This window comes from Streptomyces sp. yr375, assembly GCF_900110755.1.
GTDB lineage: Bacteria > Actinomycetota > Actinomycetes > Streptomycetales > Streptomycetaceae > Streptomyces.
Genome location: NZ_FOFF01000050.1, coordinates 48,914 through 65,988, shown reverse-complemented (window position 1 = coordinate 65,988; position 17,075 = coordinate 48,914). Strand labels below are relative to the sequence as shown.

The following is a 17,075-nucleotide window of genomic DNA, read 5'->3' as shown; positions in this document are numbered from 1 at the left end:
GTAGTGGCCCCGGTGGCTCTCCACCTCCCAGACCGTGGAGCCTCGACGATTGATGACCATGCGCTGAGTCGTGGGCATGAGGGCGTCGAGCACCACGATCGGGAGTTCAGGGGTTGGGCCGGACAAGGTCTCTTTCTCCTTCCGGGCGAGCGCGGCCGTCCACGTGTCGAGTTCGGCCGCGTCGCTGGTGTCGGGTGCTTACGCCTGACCGTAGGGTCGGCCGCAGTCCGAGTCGCACTGCGCGAGGTTGGTGCCGTCCACGGTCCACAGGTCGTCGAAGACCGTGAACCCGGCCGCCTTCATGGCACGAGCCGAGGCGGCGACCCGCTCCAGGTCACGCGTTCCGCCGCCGGGCGTCGGGTTGTGGTGGAGGAAGCGGCCCGCGTACTGCTCGCACAGTCCGGCGTATTCCTTCGTGTGCAGGATGAGCGCGTGCAGGCCCAGGTCGACGTCATCGGACGGAACCATGGGCACGGTGGCGGTGGCCGCCGTGACCAGGAACGCGACCGCCTGGTCCGCGATCCGCTCGGCGCGCTCGGGGGACTGCCCGCTGTGGATGACCACGAAGCGGGCGAGGCTCTCGTAGAGCTCTTCACCGGCTACTGCGCGACCGGTCTTCTGGTCGTTGGCTGTTGTCGTCATGTGTGATCTCCTCAGGTGAGTTGGTGCGTGGCATGTACGACCCGTCCTGATCGCCGTGCTCGGCTCGGAGACGATCGGGAAGCGGGCTTGGAGACCGGCCCCGGACGGGGACGCAGAGCCGGACGGATCGGCACCCGTCCGGGGCCAGCCGGTCTACTGGCTGGCCCCGAGGGCCAGGCCGATCACCAAACCGCACGAACCGCTGATGCAGATGATGAAGAGGACCCCGGCATACCGGCCGATGGCGCGCATCACAGCCCGACCCGGCTGTTGCCGTTGCGCACGGCCAGACGTGCGCTCAGTTCCTCCCGCGCGCTGGGTGACACCACGTCGTCCGGCAGGGCATCCCACTCCTTGCCGCCACGCACCGGCCGTATCTGCACGCGGCCACCGATCTCACCCATGACGACGCCGATACGCCCGGTGCCGCTGTCCTTCGCCATCTCACCGACGCCTGGTCTGGTCTGCTGATTGCTCGCCATGCAGATGAGCATCGCGATCCGGATACCCCTGCCGAAAGGTCAGGCTGGTTACCCAACTTGGGTAACATCACGGCAAGTGGAGAATCCGCGACGTTGCGTAGCCCTCGCAGTGTGGGAGCTTGCCCAATGCCCGACGCCGACCGACCGCAGGAACTGCCTGCCCGGCTGCTCACCGATCCCGAGATGATCAATGCGTGCCGGGTACGGGACTTCGCCAGAGTCTTCCGGCTGGTGAAGACCAGAGCGGGCATCTACCCGTCGATGATCGCGAGACGATGCGAGCTGACTCCGAGCCGCGTCGGCGAAGTGATCGCAGGACGCCGCCAGTTGCTCCACATGGACGTGATCGAGCGCATCTCGGACGGCTTGCGCATCCCAGGGGGCATGCTGGGGCTTGCCCGTCGTCCTTGGGAGACACCGCAGGCTCTTGCGGTCACCGAGCGCGAGACACCCCAAGGTTCAGAGTCCCAGGAGCAGTCAGCAGCGTCTCTGCCGGGCCCGGACGTGGACAGCATCTTGGCGTTGGCGACGCGGACCAACTTCAGCGCAGCCACGCTTGAAGCGTTCCGGTCCTCCATCGAGGACTACTGGCGACGGGACGACCAGCATGGCGGCGAGGCACTGCGGCCGGCCGTCGTAGGCCAGCTCCGCTACGTGGTGGGACTGCTGAAGGAGAGCCGACCGCCGACCATCCAGAACGGCCTGTACGGAATCGCGGCCGAATTAGCCCGCCTTACCGGCTGGACCTACTTCGACGCCCGCCAGTACAACCAGGCCCGCGCCTACTTCGCCGAGGCCCTGCAACTGGCCAAGGAGATCGACGACCGCCAGTTCATGGCCAACGTCCTGGCCTGCATGAGCTTGCAGGCGACCTACCAGGACAAGCCCCCGGATTCCCTGGCACTCGTCACGGCCGCCCAGGACCAGGCGCGCTCGGCATTCGGTACGACGCCACGCGTCCTGTCGATGCTGTCCATGCGGGAAGCATTCGCCCATGCCGCGCTCGGCAGCCAGACATCGACTCACCGGGCGATCGGGGAAGCACACCGCCAGTTCGAGCAGATCCAGGCGAGCGACCCGGATCCGTCGTGGGTGGCCTACTTCGACGAACTGAAGCTCATAGTGGACACGGGCATTGCCCACGGCCGCCTGGGCGAGGCAGCGACGGCTGAACCATTGATCGCGGATGCGTTGCGTCGGGAAGCCCGCACCAACCAGCGCGGCCGGGCGTTCCACGCGTTCTGGCTGGCTCGTACGCAGCTTGACCAAGACAAGCTTGACCAGGCGTGCAGCACCGCCACGCAAGCTCTGGAGTCCGCGTCGGCAGTGGCGTCCGAGCGGGTCTCGGGCCATCTGAGGGAGTTCTACGACCAGTTGGCCCCGCACAGGCAGGAGCCCGTAGCCCTGGCCTTCGAGGCGCGGCTACGGGCAGTCCTACCGCCGGTCAGCGGATCGCTTCATCCATGAGCAGGTAGAGGAGACCAACGAGAGACCCGCTGCTGACGATCTCGCGGCGGTCGATCATCCCGCGCACCTCACTGAGGGGGATCCACTCGATGCGGTCGGACTCGTTCTTCTCCGTGGGCGGACCGTCGTAAGTCGCGCCGTCAGCACGGAAGACGTGGTGCTGTGAGTCGGTGATGCCGTTGGCCGGCTCGGCGTAGATCAGGGGCTTGATGGGACCCGGACGCCAGCCCGTCTCCTCCAGGACTTCACGGGCCGCAGCCTCCTCCGGAGACTCGCCCTCCTCGACCAGGCCCATGGGCAGCTCCCACGCCCACGAGTCCGTGATGAAACGGTGCCGCCACATCATCAGCACCTCCTGGCGGTCGTTGACCACGGCAGCCACGGCCAGGTGCCGGAGACGAACGACGTGGTACTCCCACCTGCGCCCATCAGGCTGCTGGACGTCCACCAAGCACAGGTTCACCCACTTGTTGGTGTAGATCTGACGCTCACCGTGGGTCTTCCACTCCATACCTGCGGCCCCTCTCGATCGGACTCCAGGATCTCAGACTGCCCCGGAGGGCGGCATCAGCTCGGCTCTTTTTTGCGTCACGCTGACGAGATGTCCTGCGGGTGACTTGCACGTTGGGGAGTGGTCACTGTGCCACTCTGATCAGCGTGTGACGGCCATCAACGCCGTAGTGATGCTGCAAGCCAGTGTCAGGGTCGTTCCGAATGCTGCGGCTGCCCCCGACCCTTCCCGCCTCGGCGAGGTCGACGGCGAGGCCGCCAAGGCGGGGGCGGAAGGGGCTGCCGGGGACTAAACCGGGGCTGCACGCGGGGAGTTGCTTCGACACCACCAATCGAGACAGCGGTGCGTCATCGGATCGCTTCATCCATGAGCAGGTAGAGGAGACCGACGAGAGACCCGCTGCTGACGATCTCGCGGCGGTCGATCATCCCGCCACGCGGATACGTCGCGACAGCTTCAGGAACGAGGGAAGAGATGGAGAGGGAGAGCGGGCCATGATGAGCGGGCACGAGACTCAGGGGGCGGGCTTCGGCCCGCAGCCGCTGCAGACGCGTGCCCTGACCCGGGAGTCCGGGCGGGCGCGGCAGCTCCTGGCCGCCGGGGAGTGGTGTCCTGCCGCGGCGGACTCCGAAGCGGCAGCGGCCGTCCTGGACCGCCTTGCGGCCTCGCTCCCGACGCGGCGGCCAGCCACCGCACGGACGTCGGCCACGGACCGCGACCGGCGACTCCAACGCCTTCTGCGCACGACCCTCCATCACCTCGACGCAGGCACCGTCAGCCCGCCCGCGGCCGCCCTCCTTGCCGGCGTCGCCCGTGCTTTCCTGCCGTGGCACGCCACCCCGAACCCACCGGGCGCGGCGGCGGCCCCGAGATATGGGACCCCGGAGGGGGCGGCAGACACCCCGGCCGTGCCGCCGACACGGGCCGGCGAGGCCCTGCTTCCTGATCTGACCGCACTGTTCACCGTGCTGGCCTCGACGAGCCTGCCCGGGACCGTGCCGCTCACGCCCCCGGTCGAACCCTGGGAGGTCTGGTACGCGGGCCGCTTCCGTCGTTACGGCAGACCTGCTTTCGGGGTGTGGACAGCCGAGACCGTCGCCTGCCCGGGATGCGGGGGCAAGGCCGGCCCGTGGACCGTGAGCTGCGACTGGCGCCTGATCTCGCTGGGATGCCCGTGCGGGGTGGTGACCCACGAGCACGGCCTCGCCTTTTCCGAAGTCTGGCTCCCTCTACCGGACATGTGATCAGACCTCGTGGCCGACCGCCCGCACAACGACCCTCGATGACAGCCAGCGGGCGAGTGCACCCGGACCGGCTCGAACTCAAGGATTTCCTCTGGGAGTCGGCAGCCCACACCTGGACCCTCCACGCCTGCTGAGAGCCGCGGCCCGCAGGTCAGGTGAACGTCGCCGGCCCGTTGGGGGTGTCCAGGGTGAAGGAGAAGGCTGCCGGGCCCTCGGTGAGGGGGAGGTCCGTGCCGAGGGTGGTCAGGAGGGGGCGGATCTCCTCGTGGGCGGGGGCGGGGGCCGTTGCGGTCAGTTCCAGGAGGGGGGTGACGGGTACGCCCGACGCGGAGGGGTGGGGGGTGGTGCCCCAGTCGATGAGGAACGGGATCAGGCCGGACGGGTGGGGGGAGCCGCCGTCGGTCAGTCGCCACCGGAGCAGGGTGCCGTCGGGGCGACGGCGGCTCATCTCCCGTACGTCACCGGTGTCGTAGCCCCGGGCGCGGGCTGCCGCGACCGCCGCGTCCAGGTCGGGTGGGGCGATCGCCCAGGTGATCGTCCGCGCCGAGGCGAGCGCGTCCACCCCGAAGGGGCGCGCGAGGGACGGCACGGGCTGCTCCGGATCCGGGCCGATGATCTCCAGGTAAGCACAACCACCCAGCCCCACAAGGTAGTTGCGGGTGCCGAGTCCGATATGCACGCCGCCCGGAGCCGGAACCACTCCCGTGCGCCGGGCGAACTCGGCGACGGTCGCCGTCAGATCGGGCGTTGCGAGGACGATGTGGTCGAGACGTGCGGGAAAGGTGTTCATCCCGCTCGAGCCTACGCGTCCGGTCGACTTGATCACCGGGCTCCGCGCTGAACTCGGACCCCTCTCCGTCCTTCCCGTCCGTGGGCGGGATCCCCCGCCTGGCCGGACGGCCGGGGCCGCGGGGCTGAGGTCCAGTGACGTTTCTTCGGTGAACCGTTTGCGCCATAGGGGTGAGTGGGCTCGGTGTGGACGACGGTGTTCACGTGCGACGTGGGGATCCTCTTGGTTCGTAAGCCCGTTCCGTAAACCTGCTCCGGAAACCGTTCCGGGAATGGATCGTCAAGAGGAGCCGTACGTTGACTCACGGGACCAAGCTGCGGGAGCGGATCGCCGCTCCGGGGACGACTCCGCTGATCGGCGTGTACGACATGTACTCGGCGTCGATCGCGGCGCAGCACTACGACGGGATGTTCGTGTCCGGCTTCGGCTTCGCGGCCTCCTACTACGGGCTGCCGGACATCGGGTTCATCGCCTGGCCCGACATGATGGCGTTCGTGCAGCGGTTGCGGGGCGCGTTCCCGGGACACCATCTGCTCGTCGACATCGACGACGGTTACGTCGATCCGGAGGTCGCCTGCCATGTGGTGGAGGGACTGGAACGGATCGGGGCGTCCGGCGTGATCCTCGAGGATCAGAAACGGCCGCGCCGCTGCGGGCACGCCGACGGCAAGCAGGTGCTGCCGCTCCACGAGTACCTCGCCAAACTGGAGATGGTGCTGGCGACCCGCCGGGACCTGGTCGTGGTCGCGCGCACGGACGCCACCGACGAGGACGACATCCTGCACCGGGCCGAGATCCTCGCCGCCACGGACGCGGACGTGGTCCTCGTCGACGGCGTACGGAGTGTGGAGTGGATCCGCCGGATCCGCGCCGTCGTCGGCGACAAGCCGTTGCTGTTCAACCAGATCGCGGGCGGCAAGTCGCCCCGCCTGTCGCTGGGCGAACTGTCCGACCTCGGCGTGGACGTCGCCATCTACAGCACGCCCTGCCTGTTCGCCGCCCACGAAGCCATGCACTCCGCCCTCGCCCAACTCAAGCAGGCGGACGGGCGGTTGCCCACACCGGCCGCCACGAACCCGGTCGGCGTCGCGACCGCCACCCGCCTGCTGGAGGGCAACATCGCCCGCCGCCGCCCCGCGACGGAGAGCGCCGGCGTGTGAGACGGGCGGGGGCGTGATCGTCAGTCCCGTGGTGGGCCCGTACTCGCTCGCTGCACGAGCCGCGTCGACAGTTCCGTCCTCGTTCCCTCCGGGTGCTCCCCGTCCATCATCCGCACCAGCAGCCGCAGGGCCGTCGCCGCCATCTCCGCCAGCGGCTGACGGACGGTGGTGAGGGCGGGGGTCGTCCAGCGGGACTCCGGCAGGTCGTCGAAGCCGACCACGCTGACGTCGTACGGGATTCTCAACCCCCGTTCCGCCAGGGCCTGGTAGACGCCGAGGGCCATGCGGTCGGAGCAGACGAAGACGGCTGTCGGCGGCTCGGGCAGCTCGAGCAGTTCGCGCATGCGCCGGTGGGCCACGGACTCGTCGAAGCCGCCGTCGCGCAGGTACTCGGGGCGGTGCGGGAGTCCGGCCGAGGCCAGCGCCGAGCGGTAGCCGGCGACCCGGGCGCCGCTGCACATCTTGCGGCGCGGACCGGCGATCACGGCGACGCGTTCGTGGCCGAGCGAGAGGAGGTGTTCGGTCGCCGTCACGCCGCCGTGCCAGTTCGCCGACCCCACCGACACCACCCCGGGCGGCGGTTCGACCACCGGGTCGATCATCACGAACGGCGTGCGGTGGTGCTCCAGCCAGGCGAACTGAGGGTCCGTCAACTCGGCCAGGTTGAACAGGACTCCGGACGATCCGCGCGCGATCAGCTTGTCCAGCCAGCCGCGTTGGGGGTGGCCGACGCGGGTGCGGGACAGGGCGGCCGAGACGACCATGTCCAGGCCCGCGTCGTGCGCCGCCTCCTCCACGCCGTGCAACACCGCGCCCGACCAGGAACTGTCCAGCGAGTGCACGACGAGGTCGACGAGCCGGGGCGGCCTGCCCGCGTCGAAGCGCGGTCTTCGTACGTAGCCGAGCCGGTCCAGCGCCTCCGTGACCCGGCGGCGGGTCTCGGGGGCGACGTCCTCCCGGCCGTTGACCACCTTGGAGGCGGTCGGCACGGACACCCCCGCCTCGCGGGCCACGACCGCCAGGGTCGGCCCCCCGGCCGTCATGCCCGCACTCGCCGTACTCCCCGCACTCCCCGTATGCACGATCGGGAACCACCTCTCCGGCCCGCAGACAGCCCAGCCCATGGAACATGGAAAGCGCTTGCTATCCTAGGTGTGGCTCGGCGCGACGTGAAGACACCGTCAAGTGCGGGATCTTGAACGCCGGGATCTTGAACGTCGTGACCTTGAGTGCGGGGTCAGGCCACCCGGGTCAGGTCGGCGTGGCGCACTTCGTGGGCGAGGGGCAGCCCGTCGGCCAGCCGCTCCAGCTCCTCGACGACGATGCCGCCGAGCCGCCCCAGCTCGTTGCCGAGGGAACCGGCGATGTGCGGGGTGAGGAAGACGTTCGGCAGGCGGTAGAGAGGGGAGTCGGCGGGCAGCGGCTCGGGGTCGGTGACGTCCAGGACCGCGTGCAGCCGGCCGGAGACCAGTTCCTCGGTGAGGGCGGTGTGGTCCACGAGCGCGCCCCGGGACGTGTTGATGAGTACGCCGCCGTCCCGGATCAGGGCGAGCCGGGCGCGGTCGAGCATGTGGTGCGTCTCGGGGATGTCGGGCGCGTGCAGGCTGACGATGTCGCTGAGCCGCAGCAGATCCTCCAACGGCAGTGCCTGCGCGCCGAGTTCGGCCGCCTCGGCCGCGTCCACGTACGGGTCGTGCAGGAGGACCTCGAAGTCGTGGGGGCGCAGTAGCTCCAGGAGGCGGCGGCCCACGCGCGAGGCCCCGATGACGCCGATCCGGCGGCCGAGGTTGCCGGTGGCGGCCGTCTCGGCGGGGGTCGGCTGGGCGTGGGTGCGACGGAAACGCTCGCGGTGGACGAAGGCGTCCTTCCCGGCGAGCAGGATCATCGCGAGGGTGTACTCGGCGACCGGGACGGCGTTGCCGGTGACCGCGCTGGACACGGTCACTCCCCGCTCCCACAGGGACTCGCCGACCAGCGAGCGGACCGAGCCCGCGGCATGCAGGACCGTCCGCAGCCGGGGTGCCGAGGCGAGGGCGTCCGCGTCGAGGCGGGGGCAGCCCCACCCGGTGATCAGGACCTCGGCGTCGGCCAGCGCCGTCGCGGCGGCGGGATCGGCGAGGTCCCGGACGACGAGCGCGGGGTCGATCTCGGCCGTTCGCCGCAGCCGAGCCATGAGCGGCGCGGGGAACAGCAGCGGAAGGTGCACCGGATCCATGGCGAACACGGCCCTGGGCAGCGGGGCGCTTGGCATGACTCTCCTGAGGTGCGTGGGAACGTTCTCGGTAAGCGCGTTCTACCGTAGGGCCATGCCTGTGCGCATGTACGCCGAACAGCCCTGCCGCAGGCTTGCGCACCGGAATACCGAGCGCTGTTGTGGTGCTCTGGTGTTACCGGCGTGTGAGCACGGCGAAGGGCTGGTGAGCAGATGGCCGCAGCAGACCGGACGGACCCCATGGGCGAGCCTCAGGCGGACCCGGATCCGGCGGACCCTGATCCCTACCCTGGTCCCCCCTCCCCTGCCCGCGAGGCCGGTCCGGGTCCCGTAGTGGCAACCCCCTACGGGGCCGTGCGCGGGAGGTACGAGGGCGGCGGGATCGCGGTCTTCCGGGGGATTCCCTACGGGGCACCCCCGTTCGGGCCGCGCAGATTCCGGCCCCCGGTGCCGCCCGCGCCCTGGGACGGGGTGCGGGACGCGGGTGCCTTCGGTCCGACGCCGCCGAAACCGCCGTACTCCGACGCCTTCGCGCAGTACCTCGCCGACCCCGTCGTGCCGGGCGACGACTGCCTCAACCTCAACGTGTGGACGCCCGAGCCCGGTCCCGGGGCCCGGCTGCCCGTGCTCGTGTGGCTGCATGGAGGGGCTCTCACCAGGGGTTCGTCGGCCGTGCCGGTGTACGACGGGCGGAACTTCGCGCGGGACGGGATCGTGTTCGTGTCGATCAACTACCGGCTGGGCGTGGAGGGCTACGGACTGTTCCCGGACGCCCCCGCCAACCCCGGACTGCGCGACCAGCTCGCCGCGCTGGAGTGGGTGCATCGCTCCATCGGGGAATTCGGCGGCGACCCCGACAGGGTCACCCTGGCCGGGCAGTCCGCCGGAGCGATTAGCGTCGGCGCGCTGATCGCCGCCCCGCAGGCGCAGGGACTGTTCCGGCGGGCCGTCCTGCAGAGCGGGCCGCCGGAGGTCTTCGAGCGGGACAAGGTCCGGCGCATGGTGCGCCGGATGGCGACCCGGCTGAAGATCCCGGCCACCGCCGAGGCCTTCGCCGCCGTCGACCGCGCCCTGCTGCTGCGCACCCAGGCCGAGGTCGGCAGGCTCAGCAGCCCCGTCCTGGGCGGGCCCGCCTTCGGCATCGTCGTCGACGGCGACCTCGTCCCGCGCGACCCCCTTGACGCCCTCGTCGACGGGACCGTGGGCTCCGGCATCGACCTGCTCCTCGGCTGGACCCGCGACGAGTACCGGCTGTGGCTGGTCCCGGGCGGCCTGCTGGAGCACGTCGACCGGCTGGGCCCCGTCGCCTTCGCCGGCGCCATGGCCCGCTGCCACTGCGGCCCCGAGGTGCCGCGCGGCTACCGCGCCCTGCGTCCCGAGGCCGGCACCGCCGAGATCGTCGGCCAGATGGTCACCGACAACCTGCTGCGCCTGCCCCTGCAACGGCTGGCCGACGCCCGCGCCGGTGCCTCGCCCGGGTCGTCGTACGTGTACGAGTTCGCCTGGCCGTCGCTGCGACCCGGCCTCGGCGCGTGCCACGCCCTCGAACTCGGCTTCGTCTTCGACACCGGCGAGACGCCCGAGTCCGCGAAACTCGCGGGGGACGGCGTGCCGCGCGAACTCGCCGACGCGATGCACGGCGCGTGGACACGCTTCGCGGCGACGGGCGATCCCGGCTGGGAGGCCTGGGACGCGGCGCATCCGGTACGGATCTTCGGCGACGGTATGTCGTATACCGCATACGGTCCACACGGCCGGGAGCTGGCCCTGTGGACGGCGGATCCCGCCACCCTGCCGGGCGGACCCGGCGACGGGACGACGGCCCCGGACCCCCTGCTCGGCAGACCCGTGCGCGGCGCCGAGCTGAGGTCGGCGGTACGCCGGCTGCGCCGCGCCGGGGGAGTACGGGGCCGCTGACCGCCGGAAGAGGCCGACGGGGAGATCCCCATCCAGTGGCCCCTACACGGAAGGCCTACGCGGAGGTCAGGGTATGGGCGATCGACGTGATCGCCTCCGGGCCGACCCGGCAGCAGCCGCCGATCAGCCGGGCCCCCGACTCCCGCCAGCGCAGGACCTGTTCGGGGGCGAAGGCGGAGCGGCCGTGCCAGGCGCGGGCCTGCGCGTCCCAGGCCTCGCCGCTGTTGGGGTAGACGACGACCGGCTTGCCCGTCACCCGCGCCGCGGTCGCCACGGCGGCGTCGACGTCCTCGGGGGCGCAGCAGTTCACGCCGACCGCGATCACCTCGTCCGCGTCGGCGGCCAGGGCGAACGCCTCCTCCAGCGGCTGCCCGGCGCGCGTACGGTCACCGGCGATCGAGTACGACAGCCAGACCGGCACCCCGAGCCCGCGCACCGCGCGCAGCAGGGCCTCGGCCTCGTCGGCGTCGGGAACCGTCTCCAGCGCCAACACGTCGGGCGCGGCCTCGGCCAGGACCTCCAGCCGGGGACGGTGGAAACGTTCCAGCTCGTCGACGCCGAGACCGTACCGGCCCCGGTACTCGGAGCCGTCCGCGAGCATCGCCCCGTAAGGGCCGACCGACGCGGCCACCCACAACGGGTGCGCAACCCCCTTGCGCCGGGCCTGGTGGGCGGCCTCCCGGGCCAGCTCCACGCTCTGGGTGAGCAGCCGGACGGCCTCCTCGTGGTCGATGCCGCGCTTCGCGAAGCCCTCGAACGTGGCCTGGTAGCTGGCGGTGATCGCCACGTTCGCGCCCGCCTCGTAGTAGGCGAGGTGCGCCTCGGTGATCGCCTCGGGCCGTTCGGCGAGCAGCCGCGCCGACCACAGCTCGTCGCTCAGATCATGCCCGGCGGACTCCAACTGGTTGGACATACCGCCGTCGAGGACGACGGTTCCGGCGGCGAGAGCGGCGGCGAGGGAGGTCTCTGCGAGGGAGGTCTCCGCGAGGGGGGCAGGAGTGTCGCTGGTCATGCCCCGACGCTAGCCGACGAGGCGGCGGACAGCTCGGCGGGTCCGGTGCGTGAACATCGCTATCGTCCGCGCGCCGAGTGCCGGCCGCCGCCCCGACGGCGTCCGACGGTTCGGGGGCGCTTGGTCGCCGGGAACACCAGCGCGCCGAGCAGCCCGGCCGCCAGGACGTACGGCCACCAGCCGAACGCGCCGCTCTGGGCCGCGCCCGCGCTGCGCGTGTCGGCCGTCACGGCTTCCGGCGTGGACCGCCCGGGCGCGCTCGCCGAGGGGCTCGCGACCGCCTTGACGAGGACGACGTCGTTGCCGTCGCCGCCCTTGTAGCTGATCCGGTAGACGGTGTCGGCGAGCTTCACGACGGCCCCCTCGCGCAGCCCGTCGAAGGTGCCGGTGGTGGCAGCGGTGCCGGTGTGGTCCAGGACGGTGATCGCCGGGTGGGCTGAGGTCTTCGCCACGGCGGACAGGTCGAGGCCGCCGTTCAGGGACACCTTGCCGCCCACCTTCAAGGGCGTGTCCTTCAGCACCAGTTGGCTCTTGTCGCTCTGGGCGTAGGCGCCGGTCACCGTCAGGCCGCCCGTGACCACGCCCTCGTTCGTCACGGCGCCCCGCACGGTGCCCTTGCCGCTGAGGCTGCTCGTGACCCGTAGGGGCGAGCCGCCGGTGTCCAGCCGCGCCGCCGCCGAAGTCAGCTTGATCGCACGGCTGTTGGCGAGGGTCGCCCCGCCCTTGAGTGCGAGGGTGCCGCGCTGGACGGTCGTCGTCCCGGTGTACGTCACGGCGGAGCCCGTAAGGGTCGTCGTCGCCGTACCGGACTGCACGAGTGAGCCGCTGCCGCCGAGCCGGGACAGGGAGATCGCCGTCTTCGCGTTGTGCGCGACGAGCGTGCCGTCGTTCACGATCCGGCGCCGGTCGGTGCCGGTGAGCAGGGTGCCGTCGCCCTGCGCCGACCCCAGTCGCAGGACCGCGCCCTTCTCGACGGTCGTCGAGCCGTCGTAGTACTGCGCGGCGGCGAAGGTGACATCGTTTCCCTTGGTGCCGGCGATCACGACGTCCCCGGCGCCGGGAGCGGCGAGCGTGTCGTGGTACCTGCCGCCGCCGATCGGCGCGCCCAGCGTGACGGGGCCGTTGTAGTCGAACGTCAGCAGGGACCGCCGTCCGCTGGCCTCGTGCAGGTTGATGTAGACGGTGTCCTTCGTCCCCGGCATGAAGATCCGGTGCGTGGTGCCGTCGCCCCACCGCACGTTCGCGCCCTCGATGTTGGTGCCGCGCTTGTTCAACTGGTGTGCGATCGGCCGCCAGTTGATGTCCGAGTCGCTCAGCGAGGGGTGGGAGTCGCCGCCTTGGTCGCTGTAGCTGTACTGGCCCGTGAGGACGACCGTGCTGCCGGGCCGGGTGTGGACGTTGACGTCGCTGCCGTACTCTCGCTGGTAGAAGTCCTGTCGCAGGGTGATCGTCTGGTACAGCGGGGTGTCGATGATCCAGGAACCCTGGTTGAGGATCGCCCGGGCGGCGGGCAGTGACACGGCGTACTCGGGGCGGCCGACCGCCATCGCGGTGCCGTTGTCGATGACCCCGGAGAAGGGGTGCGTGCCCGCCAGGTCGAGGGTGCCCCACATCGCGCGCGGCTGCGTGACCAGGCCCGACCCGCTGATCGTGCCGATGTTGAAGATCCGGGTCAGCGACAGCCGGAGGGTGCCGTCGACGCGGACGTTGAGCTGGTTGAGCCGGTACCCGGGGGTGTCGTAGGGGAAGTGCCCGATGAGGCCCGTACCCCCGCCGGTGCCGTACTGCAGGGTCGCCCCGCGCTCGACCGTGATCGCGGGCGGGTCGGGGTTGCTGACCGTCGTGTAGGGGTGGTTTCCGCCCTGGGTGCGCACCACCTGCCGTCGGCGTGCCTCGGGCAGCGTGAAGTCGCTGTCCTTGCTCAGGACGAGCGTGCCGCCGCCGCGCACGGTCAGAGTGCCCTGGCCGCCGAACACGCCGTCGTACGTCGTCGTCCCGGACCGCACGGTGACGACCGCGTCGCCGGTGAGCGTCACGTCCCGGTTCGCGAGGACGTCGGCGGTGACGTCCCGGGCGTCGGCCGCCGCGGCCGGGGGAGCGGTGGCCAGGAGGGCGGCGACGGCCGCGAGGGCGCCGGCGATCGCGCCTGAGGTGTGGAGGGGGCTGCGCACACACCGGAGACGCGGCGGCGCGGGAGCGATAACAGAAATTTGCCCGCCCCTAGGGGCCGAAATGTGCTCGCCCCGAGGGTCGGCGGGCCTCGCCGCGACCGGAAAACCACCGTCCGGCCGGAAACCTCCGGAAAGGGCTTTCCATCAAGTCTCGTCCGACCCGTTGACCTGCCCGTAACACACCCTTACCTTTTCGGCGTTCGGCATTCCACTTGTTGTTCGCCATCCCGAACGCCCGACTGTTCGCGGACACCGTGAAAGAGAGTGCGTGAGATGAGACGTGCGTACGCGAGCCTGCTCGCCCTCTGTCTGGCGCTGATCGGCGCCTTCGTCAGCGCGGGGGCCGCCCAGGCTGCGCCGCAGACGATCGCCAACGGCACGCAGTTCACCGACACTTCGGGCAGCCCCGTGCACGCGCACGGCGGCGGGGTCCTCAAAGTCGGCTCCTACTACTACTGGTTCGGCGAGAACCGCAACGCCGACAACACCTTCCGGTACGTGGACGCCTACCGTTCCACGGACTTGAAGAACTGGGAGTTCCGCAACCACGTCCTGACCCAGTCGAGCGCCGCCGAGCTGGCCACCGCCAACATCGAGCGTCCGAAGGTCATGTACAACGCGTCCACCGGCAAGTTCGTGATGTGGATGCACAAGGAGAACGGCGCCGACTACAGCGAGGCGCGGGCCGCCGTCGCCGTGTCCGACACCGTCGACGGGACCTACACCTGGCAGGGCAGTTTCCGTCCGCTCGACCAGTACATGTCCCGGGACATCACGGTCTTCGTGGACAGCGACGGCGCCGGATACATGGTCTCGGCCGCACGCGAGAACTACGACCTCCAGATCTACCGCCTCACCGCCGACTACACCGGCATCGCGAGCCTGGTCGCCGACCCGTGGCACGGCGGCCACCGCGAGGCCCCGGCGCTGTTCAAGCGGGGCGGCGTCTACTTCATGCTCACCTCGGCCGCGACCGGCTGGAACCCCAACCAGCAGCAGTACGCGACGGCGACCTCCCTCGCCGGTCCCTGGACGGCGATGACGAACGTCGGCGACTCGACGACGTACGGCTCGCAGACCGCGTACGTCCTTCCCGTCCAGGGCACTTCGGGCACCTCCTACCTGTACCTCGGCGACCGCTGGGGCAACTCCTTCGGCGGGACCGTCAACGACTCCCGTTACGTCTGGCTGCCGTTGACCTTCCCCACCTCCACCTCGCTGTCGATGTCCTGGGCCCCCGAGGTCACCGTCGACACGGCCGCCGGAACCGTCACCGGCACCAGCGCCACGTACAACACGCTGATCGCCCGGCACAGCGGCAGGTGCGCGGACGTCACGAGCCAGTCGCTGTGGGCGGGGGCCCAGATCAAGCAGTACGACTGCAACGGCGGCGACAATCAGCGGTACTGGCTCAAGTCCGTCGGCAGCGGCTACTACCAGATGGTCGTCAGGAACAGCTCCCTGTGCGTGCAGGAGAACGCGAGCACGGTCAGCCAGGAGAACTGCGGCGCGACGACCACCGCCCAGCAGTGGTCGCTGACGACGTCGGGCGGCTACACCGTCGTCAAGTCCCGGGCGAGCGGCGAGTGTCTGGACGTGAACGGCGCGTCCACCGCCAACTCGGCCGCCGTCATCACGTACACATGCAACGGAGGAACCAACCAGCAGTGGACGCTCGGGACATGATGAGACGTCAGGTATGGATCTGACTCCATGTCAGGCGAGCAGGTCGATCGCGTCGATCGAGGTGCCCGCGCTGAGATAGGAGGCCGACCCCGAACCGCTCACCACGTTGATCTTCAGCACGTTGTACTGGCCGGTGTCCGTGAGCCACGCGCTCGCCGGGACGCTGTAGGTGAACGTGTGGTTGTTGCCCCGGTAGGACCCGTTGGTCAGGGACCGGGTGCCCGGCTGAGTGGGCGGGGAGGGGATGGCCGAGGTCCAGGCGTCGTTCACGACGACCTGCGGCCGGCCGTTGGCGTAGGCCGTCGTCACGCCGATGCGCAGCGTGTGCGCGGCGGCTGCCTGGGCCGCGGTCAGCTTGAAGTAGACGAGCAGACCGCTGTTGACGTCCTTCCAGAGGTAGCAGGGGAAGGCCGAGGTCTCGCTGCCGCTGCCGATCACGACGTTGCCGGTCCAGGCGGCGGCCCGGACGTCCGACGGGTGCGCGTACGTCATGAGATCGGCGTTCTTGAAGCCGCTCGGCGTGCCGGTCCAGTCGTTGATCCGCCAGATCGCGCTCGCGTTGTCCGGGTCGTTCGAGGACGGGATCGCGATCGAGTTGAGCGTGGTCGTCCCGCCCGCGGACACGGTCACCTGCGTACTGTAGACAGCGAGTTCGCTCTTGTGGACCGTCAACGTGTAGGTCCCCGGCAAGACCCCCGCGATCGAGAAGTAGCCGTCCGAGGAGCGGGCCGAACCCCAGTACTGGGCGGCCGAGTTGGCGAGTCCGACCGTGTACGGGTACGCCGTGTTCCGCCCGGTGATGCCGACGCCCGCGACTCGGCCGCGCCCGCTCGCCCCGACGTATCCGGCGATGCCGAGCGAGTCCGCCCAGGGCGTGGTGAGCGTGCCCGGGAACAGCGACGAGGAGGGGGCGCCGCCGTCCGTGAAGGCGATGACGTACGGGCCCTGGAGGCCGAAGCGCTGCTCCTCGGTCTGGTTCTGGCCGTAGTAGAGGATCTCGTAGAGGCCGCCGCCGTCGGCGCTCTGGTGGCGCAGCAGGGAGCGGTAGAAGGGGCCGCCGGAGGCCTTCTCGTGGTTGCTGCGCACGATCCACAGGCCGACGCCGCCCGCCGTCCAGCCGAGGTAGTCGTAGTCCATCACCCGCCGCTTGGAGAAGTGCTTGGAGCGGGTCTGGCCGTCGGACTTGGCGAAGACGTCGGACGCCTCGATGGTGCTGGTCGTGTACGTGTAGGAGTCGGGCTCGTCGTTGAGGAACAGGCCCTTCTTGACGCGCACGATGTACCGGGTGGCGCTGACCGAGGTGTCGGCCTTGTTGGTCCACAGGTAGACGTTGTTCTCGCCGCTGCGGGCCGCGTAGTAGTGCTTGAGCGTGCCGTGCGTGACCGAGATCAGGATCGTCGAACCGGACTGCGCGATCGTCACGGTGGAGCTGCCGAGGCCCGACTCGATGTGCGAGTTCATGCCGCCGTAGCCCTGGTATTCGGTGCCCCGGTAGACCAGCGAGGTCAGGTCGCCGGTGGTCTTGCTGACCTTGAAGACCAGGCTGGCGCCGGTGTCGACGACGTAGTTCGAACCGTCGTCGGTGTAACCGAAGGCCGCCGCGGCGGCGGGGACGGCGGTGCCTACGGCAGTTGCCGTGGCCGCTGCGGCTGCTGTGCCGAGGACGAAGGTGCGGCGTCGGACCGGCCTGTGGCTCGCGGATCCGGACATGGGGGGTGCCTCCTTCGGGAGGTGTGGGGGTGTGCGGGTGCCTGAGAGAGTGACAGTTGAATCGATTTCGC

Annotated in this window: 14 protein-coding genes and 2 pseudogenes; 5 read left to right on the top strand and 11 right to left on the bottom strand. The window is 70.3% G+C overall.

Features of this window, described 5'->3' with window-relative positions:
- From BMZ82_RS42240 to BMZ82_RS33000, 3 genes and pseudogenes are all read right to left on the bottom strand, one after another.
- A pseudogene (locus BMZ82_RS42240) lies at positions 1–126 on the bottom strand (protein kinase); the annotation flags it as partial.
- A 72-nt stretch (positions 127–198) separates the two neighbouring features.
- Entirely contained in the window at positions 199–642 is a 444-nt protein-coding gene (locus BMZ82_RS33005) for a glycine-rich domain-containing protein (protein WP_093781080.1), read from the bottom strand.
- Between the two features lie 251 nt (positions 643–893).
- Positions 894–1,136, bottom strand: coding sequence for a hypothetical protein (locus tag BMZ82_RS33000; protein WP_093781079.1), 243 nt, complete (start codon positions 1,134–1,136; stop codon positions 894–896).
- Between the two features lie 114 nt (positions 1,137–1,250).
- Between BMZ82_RS33000 and BMZ82_RS32995 the strand changes: the two genes are divergently transcribed.
- Positions 1,251–2,591 (top strand): NsdA family TPR-like regulatory protein, encoded by a 1,341-nt coding sequence (locus BMZ82_RS32995; protein WP_093781078.1) that lies wholly within the window; start codon positions 1,251–1,253, stop codon positions 2,589–2,591.
- On the opposite strand, the gene BMZ82_RS32990 is transcribed toward BMZ82_RS32995, so the two are convergent.
- On the bottom strand, positions 2,569–3,102 hold the full coding sequence (locus tag BMZ82_RS32990; RefSeq protein ID WP_093781077.1) for an NUDIX hydrolase: 534 nt from the start codon (positions 3,100–3,102) through the stop codon (positions 2,569–2,571). The two genes, BMZ82_RS32995 and BMZ82_RS32990, sit on opposite strands and share 23 nt — an antisense overlap.
- A gap of 347 nt (positions 3,103–3,449) precedes the next feature.
- A pseudogene (locus tag BMZ82_RS42235) lies at positions 3,450–3,533 on the bottom strand (NUDIX hydrolase); the annotation flags it as partial.
- Between the two features lie 63 nt (positions 3,534–3,596).
- On the opposite strand from BMZ82_RS42235, the gene BMZ82_RS32985 reads away from it, so the two are divergent.
- Entirely contained in the window at positions 3,597–4,346 is a 750-nt protein-coding gene (locus tag BMZ82_RS32985) for a hypothetical protein (RefSeq protein WP_093781076.1), read from the top strand.
- A 151-nt stretch (positions 4,347–4,497) separates the two neighbouring features.
- On the opposite strand, the gene BMZ82_RS32980 is transcribed toward BMZ82_RS32985, so the two are convergent.
- Positions 4,498–5,136, bottom strand: coding sequence for a VOC family protein (locus tag BMZ82_RS32980; protein ID WP_093781081.1), 639 nt, complete (start codon positions 5,134–5,136; stop codon positions 4,498–4,500).
- Positions 5,137–5,432: 296 nt separating this feature from the next.
- Here BMZ82_RS32980 and BMZ82_RS32975 point away from each other — a divergent pair, with 296 nt between their 5' ends.
- A complete protein-coding gene (locus BMZ82_RS32975) occupies positions 5,433–6,296 on the top strand; it encodes an isocitrate lyase/PEP mutase family protein (RefSeq protein ID WP_093781075.1) in 864 nt (287 codons plus the stop codon).
- 20 nt (positions 6,297–6,316) lie between these two features.
- On the opposite strand, the gene BMZ82_RS32970 is transcribed toward BMZ82_RS32975, so the two are convergent.
- Together BMZ82_RS32970 and BMZ82_RS32965 are read right to left on the bottom strand one after the other, a co-directional pair.
- Positions 6,317–7,339 carry a LacI family DNA-binding transcriptional regulator gene (locus tag BMZ82_RS32970; protein WP_093781074.1) on the bottom strand — a complete coding sequence of 341 codons (1,023 nt, stop codon included), beginning with the start codon at positions 7,337–7,339 and terminating at the stop codon, positions 6,317–6,319.
- Positions 7,340–7,533: 194 nt separating this feature from the next.
- Positions 7,534–8,547, bottom strand: a complete 1,014-nt coding sequence (locus BMZ82_RS32965; protein ID WP_093781073.1) for a hydroxyacid dehydrogenase — start codon at positions 8,545–8,547, stop codon at positions 7,534–7,536.
- Between the two features lie 174 nt (positions 8,548–8,721).
- On the opposite strand from BMZ82_RS32965, the gene BMZ82_RS32960 reads away from it, so the two are divergent.
- Entirely contained in the window at positions 8,722–10,425 is a 1,704-nt protein-coding gene (locus tag BMZ82_RS32960) for a carboxylesterase/lipase family protein (RefSeq protein WP_256252251.1), read from the top strand.
- A 55-nt stretch (positions 10,426–10,480) separates the two neighbouring features.
- Here BMZ82_RS32960 and mmuM read toward each other — a convergent pair whose 3' ends face one another.
- Both mmuM and BMZ82_RS32950 read right to left on the bottom strand, forming a co-directional pair.
- Positions 10,481–11,437 (bottom strand): homocysteine S-methyltransferase, encoded by a 957-nt coding sequence (gene mmuM, locus BMZ82_RS32955; RefSeq protein ID WP_093781071.1) that lies wholly within the window; start codon positions 11,435–11,437, stop codon positions 10,481–10,483.
- A 59-nt stretch (positions 11,438–11,496) separates the two neighbouring features.
- On the bottom strand, positions 11,497–13,608 hold the full coding sequence (locus tag BMZ82_RS32950) for an autotransporter (RefSeq protein ID WP_093781070.1): 2,112 nt from the start codon (positions 13,606–13,608) through the stop codon (positions 11,497–11,499).
- A gap of 273 nt (positions 13,609–13,881) precedes the next feature.
- Between BMZ82_RS32950 and BMZ82_RS32945 the strand changes: the two genes are divergently transcribed.
- Entirely contained in the window at positions 13,882–15,294 is a 1,413-nt protein-coding gene (locus BMZ82_RS32945) for an RICIN domain-containing protein (protein ID WP_093781069.1), read from the top strand.
- A gap of 30 nt (positions 15,295–15,324) precedes the next feature.
- Here BMZ82_RS32945 and BMZ82_RS32940 read toward each other — a convergent pair whose 3' ends face one another.
- On the bottom strand, positions 15,325–17,004 hold the full coding sequence (locus tag BMZ82_RS32940) for a rhamnogalacturonan lyase B N-terminal domain-containing protein (protein WP_093781068.1): 1,680 nt from the start codon (positions 17,002–17,004) through the stop codon (positions 15,325–15,327).
- Positions 17,005–17,075 lie beyond the last annotated feature (71 nt).